Origin of the sequence: Myxococcus qinghaiensis, from assembly GCF_024198215.1 — a bacterium.
In the GTDB taxonomy this organism is placed as follows: Bacteria; Myxococcota; Myxococcia; order Myxococcales; family Myxococcaceae; genus Myxococcus; species Myxococcus qinghaiensis.
Window position 1 is genome coordinate 1 of record NZ_JAKCFA010000018.1, and the last position, 20,811, is coordinate 20,811.

20 protein-coding genes and 2 tRNA genes are annotated in these 20,811 nt (G+C 67.8%); 12 read left to right on the forward strand and 10 right to left on the reverse strand.

Going from position 1 to position 20,811, the window contains the following annotated elements:
- The 7 genes from LZ199_RS29525 to LZ199_RS29555 form a co-directional block, all read right to left on the reverse strand.
- Positions 1 to 190 (reverse strand): DUF6444 domain-containing protein (locus LZ199_RS29525; protein WP_253997126.1); only part of this gene is annotated, 190 nt, incomplete at its 3' end.
- A 6-nt stretch (positions 191 to 196) separates the two neighbouring features.
- The gene (locus LZ199_RS29530) at positions 197 to 601 is read right to left on the reverse strand and encodes a DUF3800 domain-containing protein (RefSeq protein ID WP_253997127.1); all 405 of its coding nucleotides are present in this window, start codon (positions 599 to 601) and stop codon (positions 197 to 199) included.
- A gap of 146 nt (positions 602 to 747) precedes the next feature.
- Positions 748 to 1,896 (reverse strand): hypothetical protein, encoded by a 1,149-nt coding sequence (locus LZ199_RS29535; protein ID WP_253997128.1) that lies wholly within the window; start codon positions 1,894 to 1,896, stop codon positions 748 to 750.
- Complete coding sequence (locus LZ199_RS29540; protein ID WP_253997129.1) at positions 1,893 to 2,387, reverse strand: DUF4365 domain-containing protein; 495 nt, start codon at positions 2,385 to 2,387, stop codon at positions 1,893 to 1,895. Before LZ199_RS29540 ends, LZ199_RS29535 begins: the two co-directional genes overlap by 4 nt.
- A gap of 627 nt (positions 2,388 to 3,014) precedes the next feature.
- Positions 3,015 to 3,371, reverse strand: coding sequence for a hypothetical protein (locus tag LZ199_RS29545; protein WP_253997130.1), 357 nt, complete (start codon positions 3,369 to 3,371; stop codon positions 3,015 to 3,017).
- A 160-nt stretch (positions 3,372 to 3,531) separates the two neighbouring features.
- Positions 3,532 to 3,604, reverse strand: a tRNA-Glu gene (locus LZ199_RS29550).
- A 13-nt stretch (positions 3,605 to 3,617) separates the two neighbouring features.
- A tRNA-Lys gene (locus LZ199_RS29555) sits at positions 3,618 to 3,690 on the reverse strand.
- 192 nt (positions 3,691 to 3,882) lie between these two features.
- Here LZ199_RS29555 and greB point away from each other — a divergent pair.
- The 5 genes from greB (at position 3,883) to LZ199_RS29580 (ending at position 8,045) form a co-directional block, all read left to right on the forward strand.
- Positions 3,883 to 4,425: a transcription elongation factor GreB gene (gene greB / locus LZ199_RS29560; protein WP_253997131.1), complete on the forward strand. Its 543-nt coding sequence runs from the start codon at positions 3,883 to 3,885 to the stop codon at positions 4,423 to 4,425.
- A gap of 8 nt (positions 4,426 to 4,433) precedes the next feature.
- Positions 4,434 to 5,381 carry a deacetylase gene (locus LZ199_RS29565; RefSeq protein ID WP_253997132.1) on the forward strand — a complete coding sequence of 316 codons (948 nt, stop codon included), beginning with the start codon at positions 4,434 to 4,436 and terminating at the stop codon, positions 5,379 to 5,381.
- A 157-nt stretch (positions 5,382 to 5,538) separates the two neighbouring features.
- The gene (locus tag LZ199_RS29570; RefSeq protein ID WP_253997133.1) at positions 5,539 to 6,858 is read left to right on the forward strand and encodes a PhoH family protein; all 1,320 of its coding nucleotides are present in this window, start codon (positions 5,539 to 5,541) and stop codon (positions 6,856 to 6,858) included.
- A 33-nt stretch (positions 6,859 to 6,891) separates the two neighbouring features.
- Positions 6,892 to 7,197 carry an HP0495 family protein gene (locus tag LZ199_RS29575; protein WP_253997134.1) on the forward strand — a complete coding sequence of 102 codons (306 nt, stop codon included), beginning with the start codon at positions 6,892 to 6,894 and terminating at the stop codon, positions 7,195 to 7,197.
- Positions 7,198 to 7,283: 86 nt separating this feature from the next.
- Positions 7,284 to 8,045, forward strand: a complete 762-nt coding sequence (locus tag LZ199_RS29580; protein WP_253997135.1) for an SAM-dependent methyltransferase — start codon at positions 7,284 to 7,286, stop codon at positions 8,043 to 8,045.
- Positions 8,046 to 8,090: 45 nt separating this feature from the next.
- Here LZ199_RS29580 and LZ199_RS29585 read toward each other — a convergent pair whose 3' ends face one another.
- Positions 8,091 to 9,185, reverse strand: a complete 1,095-nt coding sequence (locus LZ199_RS29585; RefSeq protein ID WP_253997136.1) for a diacylglycerol/lipid kinase family protein — start codon at positions 9,183 to 9,185, stop codon at positions 8,091 to 8,093.
- A gap of 397 nt (positions 9,186 to 9,582) precedes the next feature.
- On the opposite strand from LZ199_RS29585, the gene dnaK reads away from it, so the two are divergent.
- The 6 genes from dnaK to LZ199_RS29615 all read left to right on the forward strand — a co-directional run bounded on the left by dnaK (position 9,583) and on the right by LZ199_RS29615 (position 18,478).
- Complete coding sequence (gene dnaK, locus LZ199_RS29590) at positions 9,583 to 11,484, forward strand: molecular chaperone DnaK (RefSeq protein WP_253997137.1); 1,902 nt, start codon at positions 9,583 to 9,585, stop codon at positions 11,482 to 11,484.
- Between the two features lie 337 nt (positions 11,485 to 11,821).
- Positions 11,822 to 12,583, forward strand: a complete 762-nt coding sequence (locus LZ199_RS29595; protein WP_253997138.1) for an SRPBCC family protein — start codon at positions 11,822 to 11,824, stop codon at positions 12,581 to 12,583.
- A gap of 28 nt (positions 12,584 to 12,611) precedes the next feature.
- The gene (locus LZ199_RS29600) at positions 12,612 to 13,016 is read left to right on the forward strand and encodes a thiol-disulfide oxidoreductase DCC family protein (protein ID WP_253997139.1); all 405 of its coding nucleotides are present in this window, start codon (positions 12,612 to 12,614) and stop codon (positions 13,014 to 13,016) included.
- A 27-nt stretch (positions 13,017 to 13,043) separates the two neighbouring features.
- Entirely contained in the window at positions 13,044 to 15,575 is a 2,532-nt protein-coding gene (locus LZ199_RS29605; protein WP_253997140.1) for an AAA family ATPase, read from the forward strand.
- Positions 15,576 to 15,615: 40 nt separating this feature from the next.
- Positions 15,616 to 17,895, forward strand: coding sequence for a vWA domain-containing protein (locus tag LZ199_RS29610; RefSeq protein WP_253997141.1), 2,280 nt, complete (start codon positions 15,616 to 15,618; stop codon positions 17,893 to 17,895).
- 16 nt (positions 17,896 to 17,911) lie between these two features.
- Positions 17,912 to 18,478 carry a hypothetical protein gene (locus LZ199_RS29615; RefSeq protein WP_253997142.1) on the forward strand — a complete coding sequence of 189 codons (567 nt, stop codon included), beginning with the start codon at positions 17,912 to 17,914 and terminating at the stop codon, positions 18,476 to 18,478.
- A 10-nt stretch (positions 18,479 to 18,488) separates the two neighbouring features.
- Here LZ199_RS29615 and LZ199_RS29620 read toward each other — a convergent pair whose 3' ends face one another.
- Positions 18,489 to 19,370 (reverse strand): DNA integrity scanning protein DisA nucleotide-binding domain protein, encoded by an 882-nt coding sequence (locus LZ199_RS29620; protein ID WP_163869244.1) that lies wholly within the window; start codon positions 19,368 to 19,370, stop codon positions 18,489 to 18,491.
- A gap of 126 nt (positions 19,371 to 19,496) precedes the next feature.
- Between LZ199_RS29620 and LZ199_RS29625 the strand changes: the two genes are divergently transcribed.
- On the forward strand, positions 19,497 to 19,859 hold the full coding sequence (locus LZ199_RS29625; protein WP_163869243.1) for a TraR/DksA family transcriptional regulator: 363 nt from the start codon (positions 19,497 to 19,499) through the stop codon (positions 19,857 to 19,859).
- A gap of 72 nt (positions 19,860 to 19,931) precedes the next feature.
- Here the strand turns inward: LZ199_RS29625 and LZ199_RS29630 are convergent, their stop codons facing one another.
- Positions 19,932 to 20,699: an FHA domain-containing protein gene (locus tag LZ199_RS29630; RefSeq protein WP_253997143.1), complete on the reverse strand. Its 768-nt coding sequence runs from the start codon at positions 20,697 to 20,699 to the stop codon at positions 19,932 to 19,934.
- Between the last annotated feature and the right edge of the window lie 112 nt (positions 20,700 to 20,811).

The window sequence follows — 20,811 nt, forward strand, 5'->3', positions numbered from 1 at the left end:
TGCGCCGCTCGGCCTTCTGCCCCGGTGTATCGCTCGACGGCGGCCGGTTCGAGTTGCCCGAGTTGCGCCGCAACTGCTCCCGCAACTCCCGCACCAGTCGAGTCAGCTCCTCGACCTGTCGCTCGAGCTCCGCGATGCGCGCATCCTTGGGGTCGACCTCTGCCACGACGTGTCGTGTCCCATGTCCCACGCCCCATCAGCGAGCGACAAGCCTCCCGCCGGCTGCTGGCCTGCTCCTTCTGCAGCCGCCCATCCCCCCCTGAACGCTTACGTGCTTCGGATCAAGGAACGTCTCGACCACCCTGAGCGCGGCACAGAACCGCTTCTCCCAGATGCTGAAAATGGGCAACGCGAACGAGCGAGCCTCTTTCAGCAGATGCAACATCTGCCGGCGGCCCTTGGTTGTCGTCAGCATTCGCCCGCCCTTGAGTTCGGGCATCTCCATAGCTTCGCGGACCTTCTCGACTACCCTCGCGAAGCCGACCATGTTCGGCTCGCGTACTAGCCACCCCGCAAGGACGTGAACAGGCTGTTGCGGGTCAAGGTAGTTGGCTCCAGTGTTCCCAGACTCATCGAGGAACGCGGTGAGGGAGTGAGTCATTATCAGGTGGCGTCCTAGATACGAGTTCCGCGATGCAAGGAACGAAAGGCAGGCGAGGAAAAGCGAAGGGCCGGGAATAGTTAATGGGAGCGGACACCCCACGTATCTTCAAGACGCACCATGCCCTGCGGGTGACAGATCACACTTCAACGCCGGTTGGCGAAGCGGAATTCCTTCACGGCGAGGAGCCGGTGCGTCGCGACCCCGACGTATAGCGACCCTATGCACGTGACCTCTTCCCCGGTTCGGTAGGCCTCGACTGCGACCTCGTGTGCAGGGCCCCGAAGATCCATGCTTACGCGTCGAATCGACGTTGCATCGATGAAGCCCTCGACAACGACCGTCCCTTCGTTGGCGATGTCGCTGCGGCGCCGCAGCTCTACGACGATACCCCGGAGTGGGAAGTTCTCCATGGGCCGAATCTCCTTCAGCCGAGCTGCGCCCTCTCGAACGGCCCCCATCATCTTCGAGTAGAAGACGATGCGGTCCGGGACCTCTGCTGGCCGGGGCAGTTCAGGCGCCCACCGAGGTATAAAGGTGACCTGCCGAAAGTGGCGGCTACTTCCCAGCTTCGCGACCGCACGGCATAGGTTCCAACTCACCCCGAGGCCGATCCGCGAGGCGAAGGCTTCCTCAGTGTCCTCCATAGCCGCTTGCCTCACTGCCTCTAGCGCCAGAGCTACACGTCGGAAGACGCGCCGCTGCATTGGCTCGTGGTTCGCTTCTTGCGAAGCGAAGGCGAGCAGTTCCTGCTGTGGCGGCATCTTTGAGACCACGTTGATGACATAGCTGCCCTCTCTCGTCTGAGAGAAGAAGGTGTGGCGGAGGGCTTCGCTTGCAGCCATCGACAGGGTCTTCGGCAGTACGGCGTGCGCTTCGTGCTCGGCAGCAGCAGCCGACCAGAAAATGTCCTTGGTGCCCTGGAATGCCTTCGACCCGGCTGTAATCGGGATGAGGCCCCGAATGATGTCATCCCGCTCAATGGATGCTTCAAACTCATCACTAAGATAAAGCGCAGCGTTGAGGGCGTTGAATATCTCGGAGGCTGGCCGCTGCTCTAAGTTTTCCACCACGCGCAGAACGTCCGCAACTCTCGCCGCGTAGTCGCCCAGTTCCTGGTCGAGAGGGACAACGACCCGGAGTCGCCTGCCGGTCCTGTCGTCATGCCGTTCCCAAAGTGCGGCGAAGTTGGGCTGGCGCCTGACTTCCATCCATCCAGTACGGCGCAGGTAGTCTTCGACCTTCGACGGGGCAACAGAAGTGAGCGAATCCTTGTCCGAGAGCACCGGCTTCATGAGAACAACCCTTGCGCACGGGCTTCCTGCATTAGCTTGTGCAGGGCTTCGATCGTGAACGGCTGCTTGCGGAGAACCTTTACCGAGGTGGTGTTCTCGTTGTTCGTGACCGGATACCCCTTCAAGCTCAAATAATAGGCACAGCGGAAGAGGATGAGCTTTTCGGGCCCTTGCTCCAGCCAAGGCTCTCCAACAGGAGGCATGGTGACAACGACCAGATATCGCGGGTTAATTACGCGACGCCTCAAGTCGAGGTAGTTCTTCTGCTTGAGAGGGTAGGAAAACTCCTCCCCGTCCTTGAAGTCAAAGGAGTACCCCTTGACCTGCAGTTCTATCCTCGGTGCCCCCTCGATTTCGTCGGCCTCGGAGGCAATCCCCAGGTCAACGCTGTCGAGATCTGGGGTGGGCCTGTACGTCATGTACCCTGCCGCAGCCGCGATTGCGGAGACGTAGGCGACCCCGAACTCTCCTTTTCGGTTGTGGTCGTCCATCCAGTGCGCAGCCTCTTGCCCGCCCAATGAGCGCGCCGTACCACTTGGTGCTGACAGCGCCGGACGACGAGCATAGGTGGAGAATTCGAGGCCTTTCAAGGAGGACGGAGTCCGTTAGCAGCTTGGCATCCCGCCGGGGCGCACCTTCTGCACGCGTACGCAGCATTGACCGGATAGGGCCGCGTGGATGTTGTGGGCGGCGGAATCGCAATTCAGGGAGAAGACCTCGGGTATAGCCAGGCGAGGGGATAGAGCCGCAGCCGTACGAGGCGAACCCGACACCTTGACAGCGGGAGTTCGGTGACGAAGAAGGATCCGAGACCACGACTGAATGGGCTCTGCACGCCTGCAGCGCAATCGGCTCTGGCGGAGTACCGTCCTGAAATCATCGGACGGGGCGGCGGATCCCGGTGATTCAGTGGTCTCGGAGGCCGGTGGTCACAGTAGTTCATCGCGAATGCACGAGGGCGGGAGCAGGGGGGCGCCGGAAAGCGCTGGTTGGCAAAGACTTCCTTGAAAGTCGGCGCCGGCTGTCCGGTAGTAGCCTTTGGCCCTGTTCAGTACGACTTCAGCTGCATGCTGACGGCGAACCGTGATGTCCGGGAAACAACGCAAGGCCGAACAGCTTCAGCCCCAGATCTTGAATCTCAGGAAGAGAAGCAGCGTTACAGAGACAGCTTCCCCTGCAATCTGCACCACATTCGCGGCGATTAGCCACCCTTCACCGGGCCGCCGTGGTCCGATGACGTTCACCACAACGGTCGAAGCAGTCACGAGCAGCACCTGAATGCCTTCGAGCGCAGTGAAAACGACCGCGATCCAGAAACCGACCTTCGCTCCAAAGGACCAGATCCCTGAAAGCCACAACAGACCGAGTGTGCCGACGCTAGCCACGATCGCGTTGCGGACGGTGTTGCTGGCGACGGCGTAGTAGGCTTGGTAGGGCGTGAGTTCGGCACGCCCCGTGGCTGAATCCGCGCTCATGGGGCCCAAGCATACCAACCCTGAACGTGTGCTGGTGCTGACGTCGCTTGGCGAGGTCCTGTACTTCCATGACAGGCGCTTACGCACTTCTAACGCGGACTGGGTGGGCGAAAACGAACGGGGCTGGACGGTTTGCACCGTCCAGCCCCGCGTTCCTGCTTGTCCCCGACGGGATTCGAACCCGTGTTACCGGCTTGAAAGGCCAGCGTCCTGGGCCTCTAGACGACGGGGACGTCGCCACCTACATGAGTCGCGGGGGGATCGAACCCCCGACCCTCGGCTTAAAAGGCCGGTGCTCTACCATCTGAGCTAGCGACTCGCACTATTCTTTTGTCCAAAATCCACGTGCGGCCCTCCCGGCCCTCGGAGGCAGGCGCTTCCTACCCGAACTCCTTCGCGCTTTCCACTGGCGAGCGCACGTCCCCCATCCTGACGACGACTCCACGACTCCCGGTGAACGCCTGGGCCCCGTCCCCACGCCGTCGTCAGGCATCGGCGGTATACAGAGGACATGGCCCACCAGGACCTCCCCCCTGAAGAACACGAAGACCTGGAGGCCGAGGACGGCGAAGAGAAGGCCCCGTTCCGCCGCTACCTCACCCGCTCGGGCGCCGAGCGGATGCACCGGGAGCTCATCCGCCTGCTCAACGTGGAGCGCCCCAAGGTGACCGCCGAGGTCTCCGCCGCCGCCGCCCAGGGAGACCGCTCCGAGAACGCCGAGTACATCTACGGAAAGAAGCGCCTGCGCGAAATCGACCGCCGCATCCGCTTCCTACAAAAGCGCCTGGACACCGCCACCATCGTCACGCCTTCTGAACAGAGTGACCGTGCACACGTTTACTTCGGCGCCACGGTCACCCTGGAGGACGAGGACGGAGCACGCACGACGTACCAGATTGTCGGGTCCGATGAGATTGATGCCGCCGGAGGTCGTATCAGCGTGGAGTCCCCCATCGGGCGCGCCCTCTTGCGCAAGGGCGTGGGCGACTCCGTCGAGGTGCACCGCCCCCGGGGCGAAATCGAGCTGACCGTCATCGACATCCGCTACGACTAGGAGGCCCCATGCCTCGGACGCTGCCCATCAACACCCGCTACCGCCGCATCTATCAGCACCTGAGCGGGGCGGACCTGGCCACGCCCGAGCCCGAGGAGCTCTCCCTCGAGGACCTGGGCCTGGGCGACTCCCAGAAGACCCGCGTGGGCCTCCTCTTCGGAACCTACAGCCACCAGGGCCTGGAGCGGGTGCTCCGCACCTACGGCCTGCTCCAGCGCGCCGAGGAGCGCGTGGGTCCCATCGAGCTGCGCATCCAGGGCGAGGATCCGTTCCGCCCCCGCGTCATCCTGTGGAGCCGCCGCTTCTACGCCCCCGTCGCCGACTTGTCCCTGCGCATGGCCACCGGCGCCGAGGTCGGCCTCGGTGACACGCTCGCCACCGCGCCCCTGCTCTATGTGGACGCGCTGCTGCTCCAGAACCCGGGCCGCTCCTTCGACTGGCACCGCCCGCCGCTGCCAGGGCAGAGCCACCCCGGGCTCGCGCTCTCCGCGCCCCTGCTGGAGCTCCTGATGCTCATGGCCCGGCGCATCGGCGCGGAGGCGCTGGCCCTCACGCCTTCGACCTTCGCCGCCGCGAGCGTCTATGACCGGCGCTTCCTCTTCGTGGACGGCGCGGCCCAGGGGAGATTCCTCGCGCTGCGCGGCGCCGGCGGAAAGATGCCCCGCTGGCTGCTCGCCTGGGCCGTGGAGCTGGGCTGCATGCGCGACGCCGACGGGCAGCACCTCCCCTTCACCCCCATGCCCATGTTGTCGCCGCTCAGCCGCCGGTTGATCCGCTCATTCGACGCCAAGGCCTGGGCCGAGGCCCGCGAGCAGACCGGCCGGCGGGTGCTGACGCTCGACGAGGAGGCGCTCCAGCAGCGCTTCCCCTGGGAACGCATGCCCCCGGGGCCGCCGCCCGAGCGACTGGCGGAGCTGCTGGGGTACGACCCGCTCGCCCCCGTGCTCGCGCACTGAGCGCCAAGGCGTGGGGTTTCGAACAGCCCGCACCTCCGACGCAGAGCAGGCTGCTTCCGTCGGAGCCGCTGTCTATATTGGAGGAGGCGTCAGACTCAGCCACGTCGCACGGTCCCCAGCGGTCGCACCCGAACCAATCAGGTCGCGCGAACCCACGATGCGAAAGAACTTCATCCTCGATACCAACGTCCTCCTTCATGATCCGCGCAGCATCTACGCGTTCGAGGACAACAACGTCATCATCCCCATCTACGTCATCGAGGAGATTGATCAGTTCAAGAGAGATCTCTCCGAGCTGGGGCGCAACGCCCGCATGGTGGCGCGCTACCTGGACACGTTCCGCGCGGAGGGCTCGCTGAAGGAAGGGGTGCCCATGCCCCGGGGCGGCCTCCTGCGGGTGTGCTTCACGGAGCGCGACCTGCCCCTGTCCATGGCGGACAGCAACCTGATGGACAACCGCATCCTCGCGGTGGCCATCGACCTGATGGAGCAGGAGCCGGACACCCAGGCCGTCTTCATCACCAAGGACACCAACCTGCGCATCCGCGCGGACGCCCTGGGCCTCATCGCCGAGGACTACGACACCGAGCGGGTGGAGATCACCGAGCTGTACACGGGCTTCACGGAGCGGCTGGTCCCCAAGGAGCTGGTGGACCAGATGTACAAGCCCGGCGCGGAGGTGGAGCTGCCGGACGTGGACACGCTCTTCCCCAACCAGTTGGTGCTGCTCAAGGACGAGACGAACCCGTCGCACACCGCCATGGGGCGACTGCACGGGCTCAAGAACCGGCTGGTGCCGCTGCTCCGCCAGAGCAAGGAGGGCACCTGGGGCATCCGCCCGCGCAACATGGAGCAGGCCTTCTGCCTGGACCTGCTGCTCAACGACGACATCAAGCTCGTCACCATCGTCGGCAAGGCGGGCACGGGCAAGACACTGCTGGCCATCGCCGCGGGACTCCAGAAGGTGACGGAGGAGAACCTCTACCAGAAGCTCCTGGTGAGCCGTCCCATCTTCCCCCTGGGGCGGGACATCGGGTATCTGCCCGGCAGCGTCGAGGAGAAGCTCAACCCCTGGATGCAGCCCATCTTCGACAACGTGGAGTTCCTGATGAACCTCAGCCGCGCGGACAAGAAGGCCGGCCGCGGCTATCACGAGCTCCTGGACCTGGGGCTGATGGAAATCGAGCCGCTCACGTACATCCGCGGCCGGAGCATCCCCAACCAGTTCATCATCGTGGACGAAGCGCAGAACCTCACGCCCCACGAGGTGAAGACCATCATCACCCGCGTGGGAGACAACACGAAGATCATCCTCACGGGGGACCCGTTCCAGATTGACAACCCCTACGTGGATTCGACCAACAACGGCCTGGTGCACGTGGTCAATCGCTTCAAGAGCGAGAAGATCGCCGCGCACATCACCATGGCCAAGGGCGAGCGCAGTGCCCTGGCCGAGCTCGCCGCCAACCTGCTCTAGGCACCCGCGGGTGCCTGCTCGAAGAGACGCGTCATGACGACCGACGGCCCTGGAGACACCCCTCCGGAAGACGGAGAGAAGAAGCCCCTCATCGAGTACCCCTCGGTCTACACCTTCAAGGTGATGGGCCTGCAGGGCCCCGGCTTCGCGGAGCACGTGAGGGACTTGTTCCGGAAGATGATGGGCACCGAAATCTCGCCGGACTCCATCCGCGAGCAGCCCAGCAGCAAGGGCAAGTACCTGTCCCTCAGCGTGTCGGTGTACCTGCTGTCCGAGGAGCAGCGGCGCTCCATCTATGAGCAGCTGAAAAAGGACCCACGCGTCGTCTACTACCTGTGACGCCGGACGCGCGCGGCCTCCTCCCCCGGGTGGGGGGCCCGCGCCGTCTCTGGAAGTCCGGGCGGGGTTGGGTATATGAGGAGCCCATGAGCCCGGCAGATTCCTTTCCGCTGTACCACCCCGCGGACGCCCGGCGCGCGTTCAGCTCGGACGACGTGACTCGGCGGTTCGCCAAGGTGGCCCAACTGGAGCCGGGCGCTCGGGTGCTGGTGCTCGGGTGTGGCGCGGATGGCGCCGCGGCGCTGCTGCTGGCCCGGGAGATGGGCTGCTCCGTCGTCGCCGCCGACATGGACGAGGCCCTGGTCTCCTCCTTCCGCGAGCGCGTGCGCAACCTGGGCCTCACGGACCGCATCGACGTGCGCGGCGTGGCCCTGGATTCGCTCGGCCTGCCGGATGGCGCCTTCGACGCCATCCTCGTCCAGGGCCGGGTGCTGTACACCCTGCGCGGGACGCTGTCGGCCCTGAGGCCGCTCCTGGCCAGGCGTGGACGGCTGGGGATGACCTTCCCCGCGAGGGTGGGGCGCTTCCTCCCCAAGGCCGCCGCCGAGCTGTGGGAGCGCCGCCTGGGCGCGCCCCTGTTGCTGCCGCGCGAGCTGCTCCAGTCGCTGGAGCTGGGCGGCTTCGAGCCGGAGTCGGCGGAGTCGCTGCACGACGTGGAGCTCGACGACTACTACCGCGAGGTGGAGGCCAGTCTGAGGCCCACGTCCGGCCCCCAGGCGTCCCCGCTGCGCGAGGAGCTGGCGCTGCACCGCGAGAGCAACGGCAAGGCCAGCGTCAGCTATGCCTTCCTGATTGGCCGCCGCAAGGAGCCGGGCGAGAAGCCTCCGGCGTCACGCGACAGGGGCTAGGCGGAAGCAGGGGAGGGCGGAGGGCCCATCCCCTCGTGGCGCGGGCTAGTTCAGCGCGCCGTTGAAGTCGACCAGCTCGATGGACTCGGGCGCCACCGACAGCGACACCTGATCCCGATACCCGGCCGCGTCGCCGCCCACCTGGAAGGGCATGGGGCGCGCGAAGCGGATGGTGGCCTCGCGGACGTGGAAGTCGTGCAGGCCCTGCGGGAACCAGCGGCCGTTCCACAGCCGGGGGAGGTTCGCCAGCACCTGCGTGGGCGTCACCTGGCCCAGCCGCAGCTGCATGAAGCCGCGCCGGCCACACGCGAAGGGGAACATCCGGAAGCCGTAGCCGTAGAAGGGCATGGTGCCCGCGGCGGCCATCATCAGCTTGCCCCGGAAGAGCAGCTCGCCAGGGGCCACCGGCTCACCCACGGGCTGGCCGTCCGCGCCCAGGCGGTACGCCTCGCCGGCCTGCCCGTTGACGACCTCGCACTCCACCCAGGTGGAGTTCGTCAGGTAGTGCGGCACCGTCTTGCAGGCCACCGCTGAGAAGTAGCCGCCGCTGCCGGACAGCACGCTCTTGAGGAGCCCCTTGCCCAGGTTCTCCTTCACCCAGATGTAGTCGTTGAGCACCTTGCCATCCACGCCCAGCCCCGCGAAGGGCGCGCGCTGGCCGTCCACCATCAGCAGGTCCATGGGGCGGAAGCCCGGGACTTCACCCGTGCGGGCGCGCAGCACGTCGTTGAGGATGCCGTCGCCCCGGGTTCCGGAGGCGTTGACGTGGGCGGCGATGCCGTTGCCCGTGCCCAGCTTGAGGATGCCGAAGCGCGGCGCCTGCTGACCGGCGAAGCGGCCTCGGGGGCCGACCTGCTGGAGGACCTCGTTGACGAAGCCCATGAAGGTCCCGTCGCCGCCGCCCGTGAAGACCATGGGATAGCCGCGCTCCAGCACCGTCTGGGCGATGCGCCGGCCGTCCAACTGCGAGCGGGAGAGGAACAGGTCCTGCTCCGGCACCACGTGCGACAGGGACTTCACCACCCGGGCATCCACCTTCCGGGCATTGGCGTTGAGGAGCACCGCGACCTTGGGTTCGACGGACACGTCCGCCGACGGGGAGCGGCGGAGGTCCGGAGAGCGCAGGGGCTGAACCAGCATGGGGACAGGCTCCAGGGTAGGTGCGGGTGGGGGAACCCGACATCGACGCGCTGCCGCAATGTGCACTTTCATTGCCAACGGGTGACGCGGGGCGTCAGCAGGCGGGCAGGCATGTCATTCCAAGGGGTTGCAGCGTTGGTTGCAGTGCGGAAGGTCGCCCGGTTGCTACCTGAGGGTGGCGGGGGTGTAGAGCGCGTTACGCACCCGTGTCGTGAAGGTGGCGATGACGTGACGCGGCAGCCAGCCTCGTGCGCACTGCGCTACGCACCCGGGAGCATCACCTTGTGTCAGAGGGCCCGACGTCGCCTCCGGTTTGACACAGGGGGGTGGGTGGTTACGTTGGGCGTACATCAGGAGCTTTCGCAGAAAACGCAGTTATTTCCGGAGGATACGAACCGTGGGCAAGATTATTGGGATCGACCTGGGCACCACGAACAGCGTGGTGGCGATCATGGAGGGTCGCGAGCCCAAGGTCATCGTCAACGAGGAAGGCAGCCGCATCACGCCCTCGGTCGTCGCGTTCACCAAGGACGGCGAGCGGCTGGTTGGTCAGGTGGCGAAGCGCCAGGCCATCACCAACCCGGAGCGCACCATCTACTCCAGCAAGCGCTTCATGGGCCGGCGGCATGACGAGGTGACCGAGGAGGCCAAGCTGGTCCCCTACAAGGTTGCTCGGGGGCCCAACGGCGACGCGCGCATCGAACTGGATGGCAAGCAGTACAGCGCCCCGGAGATCAGCGCGCAGATCCTGCTGAAGCTCAAGCGCGCGGCGGAGAACTACCTGGGTGAGAAGGTGACGGAGGCGGTCATCACCGTCCCGGCGTACTTCAACGACGCCCAGCGCCAGGCCACGAAGGACGCGGGGGAGATCGCGGGCCTCACGGTGCGGCGCATCGTGAACGAGCCGACCGCGGCGGCGCTCGCGTACGGCCTGGACAAGAAGAAGGACGAGAAGATCGCCGTCTACGACTTCGGCGGCGGCACGTTCGACATCTCCATCCTGGAGGTGGGCGAGAGCGTGGTCGACGTGCTCGCGACCAACGGCGACACGCACCTGGGCGGTGACAACATCGACCAGCGGATCATGGACTGGCTGATCTCTGAGTTCAAGAAGGACACGGGGCTGGACGTCAGCAAGGACAAGATGGTCCTCCAGCGCCTGAAGGAGGCGGCGGAGAAGGCGAAGATCGAGCTGTCGAGCGCGACGGAGACGGACATCAACCTGCCGTTCCTCACGGCGGACGCGTCCGGTCCGAAGCACCTCAACCTGAAGCTCACGCGCGCCAAGTTCGAGGCGATGATCGATGACCTCATCGAGCGTTCGCTGGAGCCGTGCCGCAAGTGCCTGAAGGACTCGGGCGTGGACCTCAAGGACCTCAACGAGGTCGTGCTCGTGGGTGGTACCACGCGCATCCCGAAGGTGCAGGAAGCGGTGAAGCGGCTGTTCGGCAAGGAGCCCAACCGCTCGGTGAATCCGGACGAGGTCGTCGCCGTGGGCGCGGCGGTGCAGGCCGGCGTGCTCTCCGGCGAGGTGAAGGACATCCTCCTGCTGGACGTGACGCCGCTGAGCCTGGGCGTGGAGACGCTGGGTGGGGTGATGACCAAGCTCATCGAGCGCAACACCACCATCCCCACGCGCAAGTCGGAGACGTTCTCCACTGCGGCGGATGGCCAGTCGCAGGTGGAGATCCACGTGCTCCAGGGTGAGCGCGAGATGGCGAACGACAACCGGAGCCTGGGTCGCTTCCACCTGACGGGTCTGCCGCCCGCGCCGCGTGGCGTGCCGCAGATCGAGGTGACGTTCGACCTGGACGCCAACGGCATCCTCAACGTCAACGCCAAGGACAAGGCGACGGGCAAGGAGCAGAAGGTCACCATCACCCACTCGTCCGGTCTCGCGAAGGACGAGGTGGAGAAGATGGTCGCCGACGCCCGCTCGAACGAGGCGGCCGACAAGGAGCGCCGCGAGCTGGTGGAGCTGAAGAACCAGGCGGAGGCCCAGTCCTACGCCGCGGAGAAGCTCGTCAAGGAGAACAAGGAGAAGCTCACTCCGGACGTGGCGAAGGCGCTCGAGGACAGCGTGGCGGAGCTGAACAAGGTCCGCGAGGGCCAGGACAAGGACGCCATCAAGTCCGCGCTCGAGAAGCTCCAGGCCGCCAGCTACAAGGCCGCCGAGGAGATGTACAAGGCCACGGGTGGGGCGCCGGGTGGCGAGCCTCCTCCGGGTGGCGCTGCTCCCGGGGCTCAGCCGGGCGCGAAGAAGGACGACGTGGTGGACGCCGAATTCCGCCAGTCATAGCCCCCAGGGCCCCTTGAGGCCTGGGTGGTGAAGCAGAGGGCCGGTGCTCCCGCCACACGCGGGGGGCCGGCCCTTCTGCGTTTCCAGGGCCCGAGGCTTCCGAGCCGCTGGATGGCCGTATGCGAGGCGGGACGCGGGGTGGGCGGCAAGGGGTTGAGGGGACTGGGATGCGCGTTGGTGATGGGGATGCAACGGGGCGGGGCTCCACGTCTTCGTGTGAGGTGCCCGCATGACTCGCGTCGCGTCCCCGCTGTCCTCCGCCTCGTCCCTGCCTGTCGAAGGCGAGGTCGGGGCGGCTTCCCTCGACTCCGCTCCCGCTCGTGGTGCTCCGCCTTCGATGAAGGACGCTTCGGCCAGCACGCTGGAGGTGTTCCAGGGCCTGTGGCCTGGAAGCGCGGGAGGCTTCCTGGGGCCAGGGCCTCGCTGCGGCCCGAGGACGGGCGGGTCGAATGGCTTCGACTTCGCGGTGGGCGGCTCGTTTCCTCCTCGGCCCATGGGGAGCGTGCGGGAGCAGCTGAAGCAGGGCGCCTTCACGCTGGCGCAATCGGAGGCGGCCACCGCGAGCCTGGTGATGAGGGGCGGGAGCGTGATGGATGCCTATGCGCGGGGGCACCTGCGGCTCCTGGAGCCCAGCCCTCCCATCCAGGGGGCGCCCACGTCCCTGACGGACTACACCAGCGCGCTTCCAGGTGTCCCGCCCGAGGTGGCCTGGGCCTACTTCGTGCGCAACCCCGGGCCCGTGTTCGAGTCCTCAGGCATCCGCCTCCAGCCGGCCACCGGAGCGCTGGCGGACGGGGCGAAGGTGTTCCTGGAGGAGAAGGGGCCTCCTCCGGTCTGGGCCCCCGTGGTGTTCCAGCTGGAGGCCAGGACGCATACCGTCCACATCACCACCCTGGACGGGCACCCGCTGCGGGGGACGAACCGCTTCGTGTTCGAGGAGGACGGGGCGGGTGGAACGCGACTGCGCCAGTACTCGGCCTTCCAGGGCAGCTCACCCGCGACGACGGTGGGCCTCAAGCTGATGGACCCGATTGAGCGGCAGCATGACATCTGGCGCGGCGTGCATGCGCATCTGCATGACACGCTCGTTTCCCGCTGACATAGAACCCAGGGTGGAGGTGACGCGGATGGTGCTGAAGACGACGCCGCCGGGGAACGATGTGATCCTCTACGACGGGCATTGCCGCATCTGCAGCGGCGCGGCCCGCGAGTTCCAGAGGATGCTGGGGGGCCGGGGGACGCAGCTTCGCTCGTTCCGGGATGAGGGCGTGCTGGAGGCCTTCCCGGGCATCAGCGCGGAGCGGTGCGAGAACGCCATGCAGCTCGTCCAGGCGGATGGGCGGGTGCTGGAAGGGGCGGAGGCCATCGTCAGGGCGCTGGGCAGGCACCCCTTGGGGCGGCTGCTGTACGTCTACTACGTCCCCGGGCTTCGCCAGCTCTCGGACGTGCTCTACCGGGTCCTCGCCCGCTACCGGTTCAAGATCGCCGGAAGGGCCTGTTCGGACGCGGGTTGCGCGGTCCACTTCAAATAGACAGAGGGCGGCGGGTAGCATGGGTTCGTGCAAGCCCATCCGCCGCCCTATCTCCAGGCCGCTCGCGCCTTTCGCCACTTCTTCAGCGAGCTGCGGGACGTCTACCTGGAGCGAGAGACGCTCTTCACGCAGCTCGAGCTGGCCCTCCTGAGTCGGGAGCACGTGCTGGTGATAGGGCCTCCCGGGACGGCGAAGAGCGCCATCGCCAGCGCGGTGCTGGGGCGCATCATCGACGAGCACACCGGCCAGCCCTCGCTGTTCTCCAAGCAGCTCGCCGAGTCCACCGTGCAGACGGACCTGCTGGGCCCCGTGGACTTCAAGGTCCTGACGGAGACGGGGCGCACCGAGTACCTCACCGACGAGGGCATGCTGGGCTCGCAGCACGCGTTCCTGGACGAGATCTTCGACGGCCGGGACATGCTGCTGCGCTCCATCCTCAACGTACTGTTCGAGCGCGAGCTGAAGCACGGCCGGCGGGTGACGGCGGGGCGCACCGAGTGCGTCATCATGACGAGCAACCGGTATCTCTCCGAGGTGCTGGCGCGCTCACCGGAGCTGCTGCTCGCCTTCGCCGACCGGCTGAGCTTCATCAGCTTCGTGCCCAAGTCCTTCGCCCGGAAGGAGAGCCGCGCGGCCATGCTGCAGCGCTTCGCGCAGGGTGCTCGGGCGGACCTGCGGGCCCCGCTCTCGTTGCAGCAGGTGGACCTGCTGCAGGACGCCGTGTCGAGGGTGAAGGTCCCCAGTGAGGTGCTGGAGGGCGTGGAGTTGCTGGCGGAGGCCCTGGAGCGGGCGCTGACGGCTCAGGTCTCCAAGCTGCCCGACTACGTGCCCACGAAGTACTTCTCCCAGCGCTCCGCCGTGAAGGCGCTGTGGGCGCTGAAGGCCGCGGTGGTGAGAGATCAGATCTACCGGCGGCCGGAGCGACCGCTGGAGGCCAGCGTGGAGGACCTGGACGCGCTGCGCTGGTTCTTCCTGCTCGGAGGGCCCCCGTCCGCCGAGACGGAGGCGCTGCTCAAGTCGGTGGTGGACCCCCGGGAGCGGGCGCAGCTCGAAATCGTCAGGCTGGAGCAGCGCACCTTCGATGAGGTCATCGCGAAGGTCCGACAGGAGCTGGGCGGGGGACAGGAGCGCGAGGCCCAGTCGCTGGGCGCGTCCGATGAGGCGTCGGCGGTGGAGGCCCTCTCACGCAACTGGCAGCCGTCCATGGCGTCCACCTCGGCGCGAGGCCTGCTGACGAAGCTGGTGCCCGGGCCCCGTCATCCGCAGAACCGCGCCCCGCTGCTGGTGTCCGCCCGGGCGCTGGTCGCGGCGATGGACCAGCGGCTCGCGCGAGGCATGGCGGGACAGGGCGAGGGGCGGGGAGGGCTGGCCCTGCTGACCTCGTTCCAGGACGTGCTGGAGCTGTGCCGCGTCATCCCCGAGCTGAAAGTCGGTCTGGCTCCGTTGAGCGAGTCCACGGCGCGCTTCCTGGAGGGGGCCCTGGAGATGATTGCCCTGACCGCGGAGAGCGCGGACTTCGAGGAGGGCCTCAAGCTGGAGGGGCTGGTGGGGCTGGCGGACAACCTGGAGGAGGAGCTGTCCAGGACCGCCGACCTGGTGGGCATCCTCGGTGAAGGTGCCCCCGTGGCGGTGGAGCGGCTGCGCCTGGCGGAGGCCGCCGCGCGCAAGCGGGTGGTGGGCGCGTTGCGGCGCCGGGCGACCGTCGCATTCCAGGGGACGTCCGTGCGGAGCCGCAAGGAGCCGCTGGAGACGCTGGCCGCGGACTCGCGACGCCTGTCCCAGTTGGAGCAGTCGCTGGTCGCGTTGGACCCGACGCAACGGAGCTTCAAGGAGGAGCTGCTGCTGCCCCTGGGCCTCGCGTATGCGCGCGAGGTGCTGGCCTCCACTCCGTTTGATCGCATCGAGCAGTATGGGCGCGCGGTGCAGGCCGTGGCGGAGAACCTCCGGCGCGAGGGCCTGCCTGTCGACGTGGTGATGGGGGAGTGCCAGGGCATCCTTGACGGGCGGCTCCGCGAGCACGCCCGCCACCTCACGCGCGAGGGGGCGGCCCCGGCTCCTGCGGCCGCCGCCGTCCTCAACGGCGATGCCTACGTCTTCTACCGGGGAGAGTTCTCCGCCAAGGCTCCGGATGGCGAGCTGGCGGCGTTGCTGGGCCTGGATGGACAGCTCGCGTTCACCCGGGGAGGCTCGGCTTCGGCCTTCTTCTCCGAGAGCGCCCGCGCGGCGGTGGCCCAGGCGGAGCTCACCTTCATCCACACTCGCGTGAAGTACCTGCGAAGCTGGCTCACCCAGCTCCTCACCGCGCTGCCGACACCTGAGTCCTTGACGGAGCGGCCCGAGGTGGAGCGCACGGTGGACCGGCTGGTGCGCAGTCGCTTCCCGTTGCTGGCCCTGAAGGAAGGGGAGCTGGTGCGCCTCAAGGGCGTGCTGTCGCTGCTCGCAGCCATTCCAGGCGAGGTGGGGGAGGGCGCTCAGCGGCTGGATGTCCAACTGCGAGGTATCGACGAGGACTTCGGACGCTACAGCCGCCAGGTGCTGGAGCGGCGGTCCGCCGCGTGAGCACGTCCCCGTCGGATAGGGCGCGGAGAGGCGGCTGAGCATGCTCTCCCGGCGGCTCACGGACCTGCGACGGCGCCTGGACGCGCTCCGCCACCCGGCGCCCCCCGGGGGTGGGCCGCGCTGGTGGACGTTCGGGCGCAAAGTCACCGGGCCCGGCGACCTGGCCCTTCCCGTGCTCGCGTTGCTGGACCGGGAGCTGGACAAGGTGGGCGTCCACACCTCCGCGGATGCGCAGCTGCTGCGCGAGCTGGGGGCTCGTCGAGGGCTGGCGGGGGCCTTGTCCCAGGGGCTCCAGTCACGCGCCGGCCAGGCCCTGCAGGAAATGGAGGCGTGCGTGGAGGGCGTGGAGCGCGCCTGGCGTGCGGGAGTGATGCCGCCAGGAACCGTCACGGTGCTCGAGCGAGCTTTCGTCCAGCTCGCGCGGGCCGTGAAGGTGGCCGACCTCTTCGCCCGTCCGCCGTCGGCGCCCGTCGATGACGACGAGGACTTCGTCGCCTTCGAGCGCCCGGCTTCCGCGAGGAAGCAGCGGCCGCCCAGCAGCTCCCGGATGGCCGTGGCCGAGTACTTCGCGCTGCGCGCCCAGGAGAACGTCGTCGACGTCGTGCAGAAGCGCAGGGACCTGGACCTGGCCCACGAGATGTTGCTGCGTCTGGGCGCGGACCATGACCGCGAGCGCGGCCTGCCGTTGCGCCGCGAGGTGGCCGAGGCCCGCGAGCGCACGCGCGCCGTTCCGGCCGTGCGCTCGCTGGAGGAGTTCCTGCGCCACGTGCGTCACGCGGCCCGACATGACCCGCAGGCCGCATATCGCTCGCTGCGGGGCCTCTACGAGCGCGCGCTGGAGGCGGGGGACCTGGAGCTGGCGGCGTCCGCCCGCTCGGCACTGGAGCCCCTGTTGCCCTCTCGCGCCCACCTGACGGACCTGGTGGAGCGCGCAGAGCGAGATGCGCTGGCCCACTGGTTCGGTGAGTCCGCGCCCAAGGAAGCGCGGCCGGAGACAGCCGCGCCGCGCCCGGACGAGCTGCTGGCGGACCTGGCCTTCTCGCTGCGGCCCGAGCAGCTCGCGACCTTCGAGCTGGCGGCGGGGTGTGCCCGCTACTTCGACGTGGAGGATGCGCTCTCGGAGGAGATCGTCCTGGCGGAGACCCAGGTGTCGCGGCCCGTGCCTCGGCGCGTTCCCTATCCCACCCAGACGATGACCTTCGAGGTGACGGGCGGCCTGCACGAGGTGCACAACTTCGTGCTGACCGACCCCCGGATGCTGCTCAGGGACCTCGCGGCCAACCGGCAGCTGGTGCGCGCCTATCTGGAAGACGCGCCGCCTCCCCAGTCGAAGAAGGTGAAGCGCACCGCCGTGCGCGTCTATGTCTGCGACGCCTCCGGCTCCATGCACGGCGCCAGGGCCCGCTTCCGGGACGCCCTCATCATCGCCGAGCTGAACAACCTGCGCGTCAAGGCTCGCCGGGGGGAGACGTTCGACCCGCTCTACTTCAGCTTCTTCAACGACGTGCCCACCGAGCTGGCCCGCGTGGACACCGCCACCGAGGCCACCCGCCAGATTGAGCGACTCTTCCGGGACTCACCGGCGGAGGGCCAGACGGATATCTCCCTCGCGCTGATGTCGGCCTTCGACTCCATCCGCGCCGCGCAGGGACGAGACCCGTACCTCGCCCGCGCCACCGTGGTTCTCGTCACGGACGGCGAGGACCGCGTGGACCTGGACCTCATCCGCCGCACTCGCGCGCCCATGGGCTCGCTGGACATCGCCCTGAGCTTCATCTCCCTGGGCGAGGAGAACCCGGACCTCCGCTCGCTCGTCCGCGAGCAGCGTGCCTCCGGCATCCGCGCCTTCTACCACCACCTCTCCGACGAGGAGATTCAGTGGGCTCGCACCGAGTTCGACACGCCCTGGCGCACGCTGCTGCCTCGGGACGTGCCCGCGACGCCGGATGCGCTGGACAAGCTCGCGCCCCATCTGGAGGCGCTGGAGCGCGTCGCCACCGGGCGCAACACCGTGGCCCCCGTCGCCGTGGAGGCCTCGTTCGAGGCCCTCTTCCCCGAAGCTCCGCCGCGCCCCGAGGGCGGACAGGTGCCCGGCCCCGACGTCGTGGGGCGCGTGGTGGACATCCTCGGCGCGCTCGTCGAGGCCGCCTCGCTGGCTCCCGCCGACAAGCGCGCCACGGAGAGCGTGGTTCTCCTCCAGCACCTGCTCGCGGTGTATGGGCTGACCCCGGCGCGCTACCTCGCCGCGCTGTCCGTGGGAGGACCGTCGGTGACGGACGCGCTCACGCGGGTGCGGCTGTTGTGCCGGCCCTTCGGCTAGGCTTGCGTCCAACGCCATGTTCTTCGGCCTCTGGAAACGGAAGAAGGAGCGCGCCCGCCCGGCCGACCCGCTCGTCGCCTTCGACGAGCTGCTGGAGAACCTTGACCGACAGGCCGCCGAGCTGCGCAAGTCCGCCGCCACGTTGCTCGCCCTGAAAGGGGACCTGGCTCGCGCGGTGGAGCGCTACTCGCGCCGCCTGGACGAGCTGGCCTCGCGCCAGGCCACCGCCGCGTCGCGAGGGGACTCGAAGGCCGTGGCGGTGCTCACGAAGGACCGCACGCAGGCGGAGGCCCTGCTGGCCACCACCCGCGAGTCGCTGGAGCGCGCGGACTCGGACGGCAAGCTGCTGCTGGAGGCCGCCGCGGAGCTGGGAGACAGGGTGGAGGAGCTGCGCCGCGAGCGGGAGAGCGCCTCCGCGCGCCTCACCCTGGGCGGCATCGTCACCGACGCGCTGAAGGAGCAGGTGGCCCGCTTCGAACATGCGCTGGTGGTGGACGCCGCCCGCGACGAGGTGGAGCGCGCGCACGCGCTGGCGGAGGTCTACCGCGAGGAGCGCCAGGACAAGGTGGACACCGCGGACTGAGCTTCGTGCTTCAGGTTCGGCGCGCCGTCTGGTGCAGCTCCAGGACGATGTTGCCGCCCTTGAAGAGGCGCACCGCGCCGGACGTCTGGCTCACCACCAGCGCGATGCAGGCCGTGGAGGAGGTGATTCCCGCAGCGGCCGCGTGCCGGGCACCCAGGCCGAGCGGAATCTTCACCAGCTCGTCCTGCGCGGACAGGTAGCGCCCGGCTGCCAGCACCACGCCGTCCTCGCGGATGATGAAGGCGCCGTCCAGCACCGAGAAATTCTTGATGGCCTCCCGAATCTTCGGGTCCAACACGTTCCGCTCGGCCTCGGACAGGCCCTGGAACGGGTTGATGGTCATCTGCCGGCTCTTCTCCAGCACCGTCGTGTGGTCGCCGATGGTGATGATGGTGCCGATGGGATGGCCCTCGAAGCCCTCCTGGCCAATCTGGAGCGCCAACTGGATGAGCGCGTCGACCACCTGGGAGTTAAACTCCTCGCCCAGTTTCACCCCTTCAATCGCGAGCCGATCATCCAGCGAGCCACCAATCCGCATCTGCATCAGCGTGTCAGGCGCGCGACCCACACGGCCCGTCATGCAGAGCACCAGGTCGCCTTCCTTGAACGCCCCCTGCGAGAGCGCGGAGACGAGCGCCACCTTCACCCGCTCGGTGCGCGAGTAGTCGTAGGCGGGGATGACGAGCGCACGGACCTTCCGAAGCAGGTGCTCCTGTGCCAGCTTGTCCAGCGTCACCGCATACACGAGCTTCTTGCGAGCAGGCCGGCCCCGAAGTTCCTCGGGAGGGATGGGCGTGTCACAGATGTAGAGGAAATGATCCACATCGCTCTTGGCGGCCAGCGAGAGGGCCGAGCGCAGGAACTCCCGATCAAACTTCGTGTTCTCGCTCAACCGCCCTCCCGTTCACCCGCAGTCGTGACTGGGTCAGCTTGACACCGACAGCTCCCTGAATAAAGCTTTCGGGCCCTTTTTTTGGGGGACAGGGCCCAAAAACCCTCGCGCACTGGAGCGAAGGCTGTGAACCAGAAAGATCTCAAGCGTTACAAGAAGATGCTCGAGGACAGCAAGACGAGCCTGCTCGAGAACGCCAAGAAGACCCTGCTGGAGGAGGCGAGTTTCGACACGGACGACCTCCCCGATGAGATTGACCTGGCCTCTTCGGAGTACGCCCAGTCGATGCAGTTCCGACTGCGGGACCGGGAGAAGTTCTTGCTCACGAAGATAGATCGGGCGCTGGCTCGCATCGAGGACGGCACGTTCGGCATCTGCGAGCGATGCGAGGAGGACATCTCCCCCAAGCGGTTGGAGGCGCGTCCGGTGACGACGCTCTGCATCCGCTGCAAGGAGGAGCAGGAGAAGAAAGAGAAGTCCTACGGCTGAGCGCCGTGGGGGCCCTGGGCCGCGCGGGAGTTCCCCGTGCGGCCCGGGCGCGAGTGCCGGGAGGGTGCCGCTTCAGGCCAGCGGCGCCTGGATTTCGACCCGGAGCAGCTGCCGGCCGATGAGGTAGTGGTCCCCGTTGTCCACGAAGGTGGGGCCGGCCAGCCGCATGAACGTGCCGTTGGACGAGCCGACGTCCCGCACCGTCAAGCGGTCCTGGCGGACCTGCAGCACCGCGTGTCGCCCGGAGACGAAGCCGTCGGTGGGGAAGATGAGGTCGCCCTGTTCGCGTCCGAGCAGGTTGTCGCCCTCGCGCAGCGGATAGGCCCCGCCCCGCAGCCCGCCCTCCAACAGCTGGATGAGCCGCAGGCGGTAGCCGGGATCCGGCGAGCCCCAGATCTGCGTTCCCCCAGGGCCTTGCGTCGCGGTGGGGATGGGCTCCAGCACCAGCCGCTGCCGGCCGAGGCGCAGCTCACCGCCCGGGGACAGCTCCCGCTCCTGGCGCAGCCGCACGAAGACGCCGTTGGCGCCGCCCACGTCCTCGACCGCCAGCCGGGAGCCGGAGAAGAAGAAGCGCATCTGGACGGGCATGATGAAGGGGTCGTCCGGGAGGGAGATCTCCCCCTGCTGGCCGCAGGTGAGGGTGTCTCGCTGCATGCGGACGACGGACTCGGGGCCGCCGTCGGCCCGCACCACGCGGATGGAGACCTGGGGGCGCGTGGACAGGCTGGCCACGGCCATGACCATCGTCCCGGAGCGCAGCGGAGAGCCGCACGCTCGGCAGACGGTGGCATCCCGGGGGTTTTCGGCGTCGCAACGGGGGCAGTATTCCATCGCTTCCATGAGGGCTCCGCGTTTCTACCAGGGGTCAAGCGTGGTTGCTCGTCTTGCGAGCGGCTTGCTCATGACCCGAGCGACGTGGTGAACTCCGGACCCCACCCTTCGGGGACGTTGA

Bases quoted from the DNA above. Each gene is read 5' to 3' on its own strand.
- LZ199_RS29610 (WP_253997141.1), top strand. From the start codon at position 15,616: ATGCTCTCCCGGCGGCTCACGGACCTGCGACGGCGCCTGGACGCGCTC.
- LZ199_RS29530 (WP_253997127.1), bottom strand. From the start codon at position 601: ATGACTCACTCCCTCACCGCGTTCCTCGATGAGTCTGGGAACACTGGA.
- LZ199_RS29630 (WP_253997143.1), bottom strand. From the start codon at position 20,699: ATGGAAGCGATGGAATACTGCCCCCGTTGCGACGCCGAAAACCCCCGG.
- LZ199_RS29535 (WP_253997128.1), bottom strand. From the start codon at position 1,896: ATGAAGCCGGTGCTCTCGGACAAGGATTCGCTCACTTCTGTTGCCCCG.
- LZ199_RS29585 (WP_253997136.1), bottom strand. From the start codon at position 9,185: ATGCTGGTTCAGCCCCTGCGCTCTCCGGACCTCCGCCGCTCCCCGTCG.
- LZ199_RS29615 (WP_253997142.1), top strand. From the start codon at position 17,912: ATGTTCTTCGGCCTCTGGAAACGGAAGAAGGAGCGCGCCCGCCCGGCC.
- LZ199_RS29595 (WP_253997138.1), top strand. From the start codon at position 11,822: ATGAAGGACGCTTCGGCCAGCACGCTGGAGGTGTTCCAGGGCCTGTGG.
- LZ199_RS29540 (WP_253997129.1), bottom strand. From the start codon at position 2,387: ATGGACGACCACAACCGAAAAGGAGAGTTCGGGGTCGCCTACGTCTCC.
- LZ199_RS29545 (WP_253997130.1), bottom strand. From the start codon at position 3,371: ATGAGCGCGGATTCAGCCACGGGGCGTGCCGAACTCACGCCCTACCAA.
- greB (WP_253997131.1), top strand. From the start codon at position 3,883: ATGGCCCACCAGGACCTCCCCCCTGAAGAACACGAAGACCTGGAGGCC.
- LZ199_RS29570 (WP_253997133.1), top strand. From the start codon at position 5,539: ATGCGAAAGAACTTCATCCTCGATACCAACGTCCTCCTTCATGATCCG.
- LZ199_RS29575 (WP_253997134.1), top strand. From the start codon at position 6,892: ATGACGACCGACGGCCCTGGAGACACCCCTCCGGAAGACGGAGAGAAG.
- LZ199_RS29580 (WP_253997135.1), top strand. From the start codon at position 7,284: ATGAGCCCGGCAGATTCCTTTCCGCTGTACCACCCCGCGGACGCCCGG.
- LZ199_RS29565 (WP_253997132.1), top strand. From the start codon at position 4,434: ATGCCTCGGACGCTGCCCATCAACACCCGCTACCGCCGCATCTATCAG.
- LZ199_RS29600 (WP_253997139.1), top strand. From the start codon at position 12,612: ATGGTGCTGAAGACGACGCCGCCGGGGAACGATGTGATCCTCTACGAC.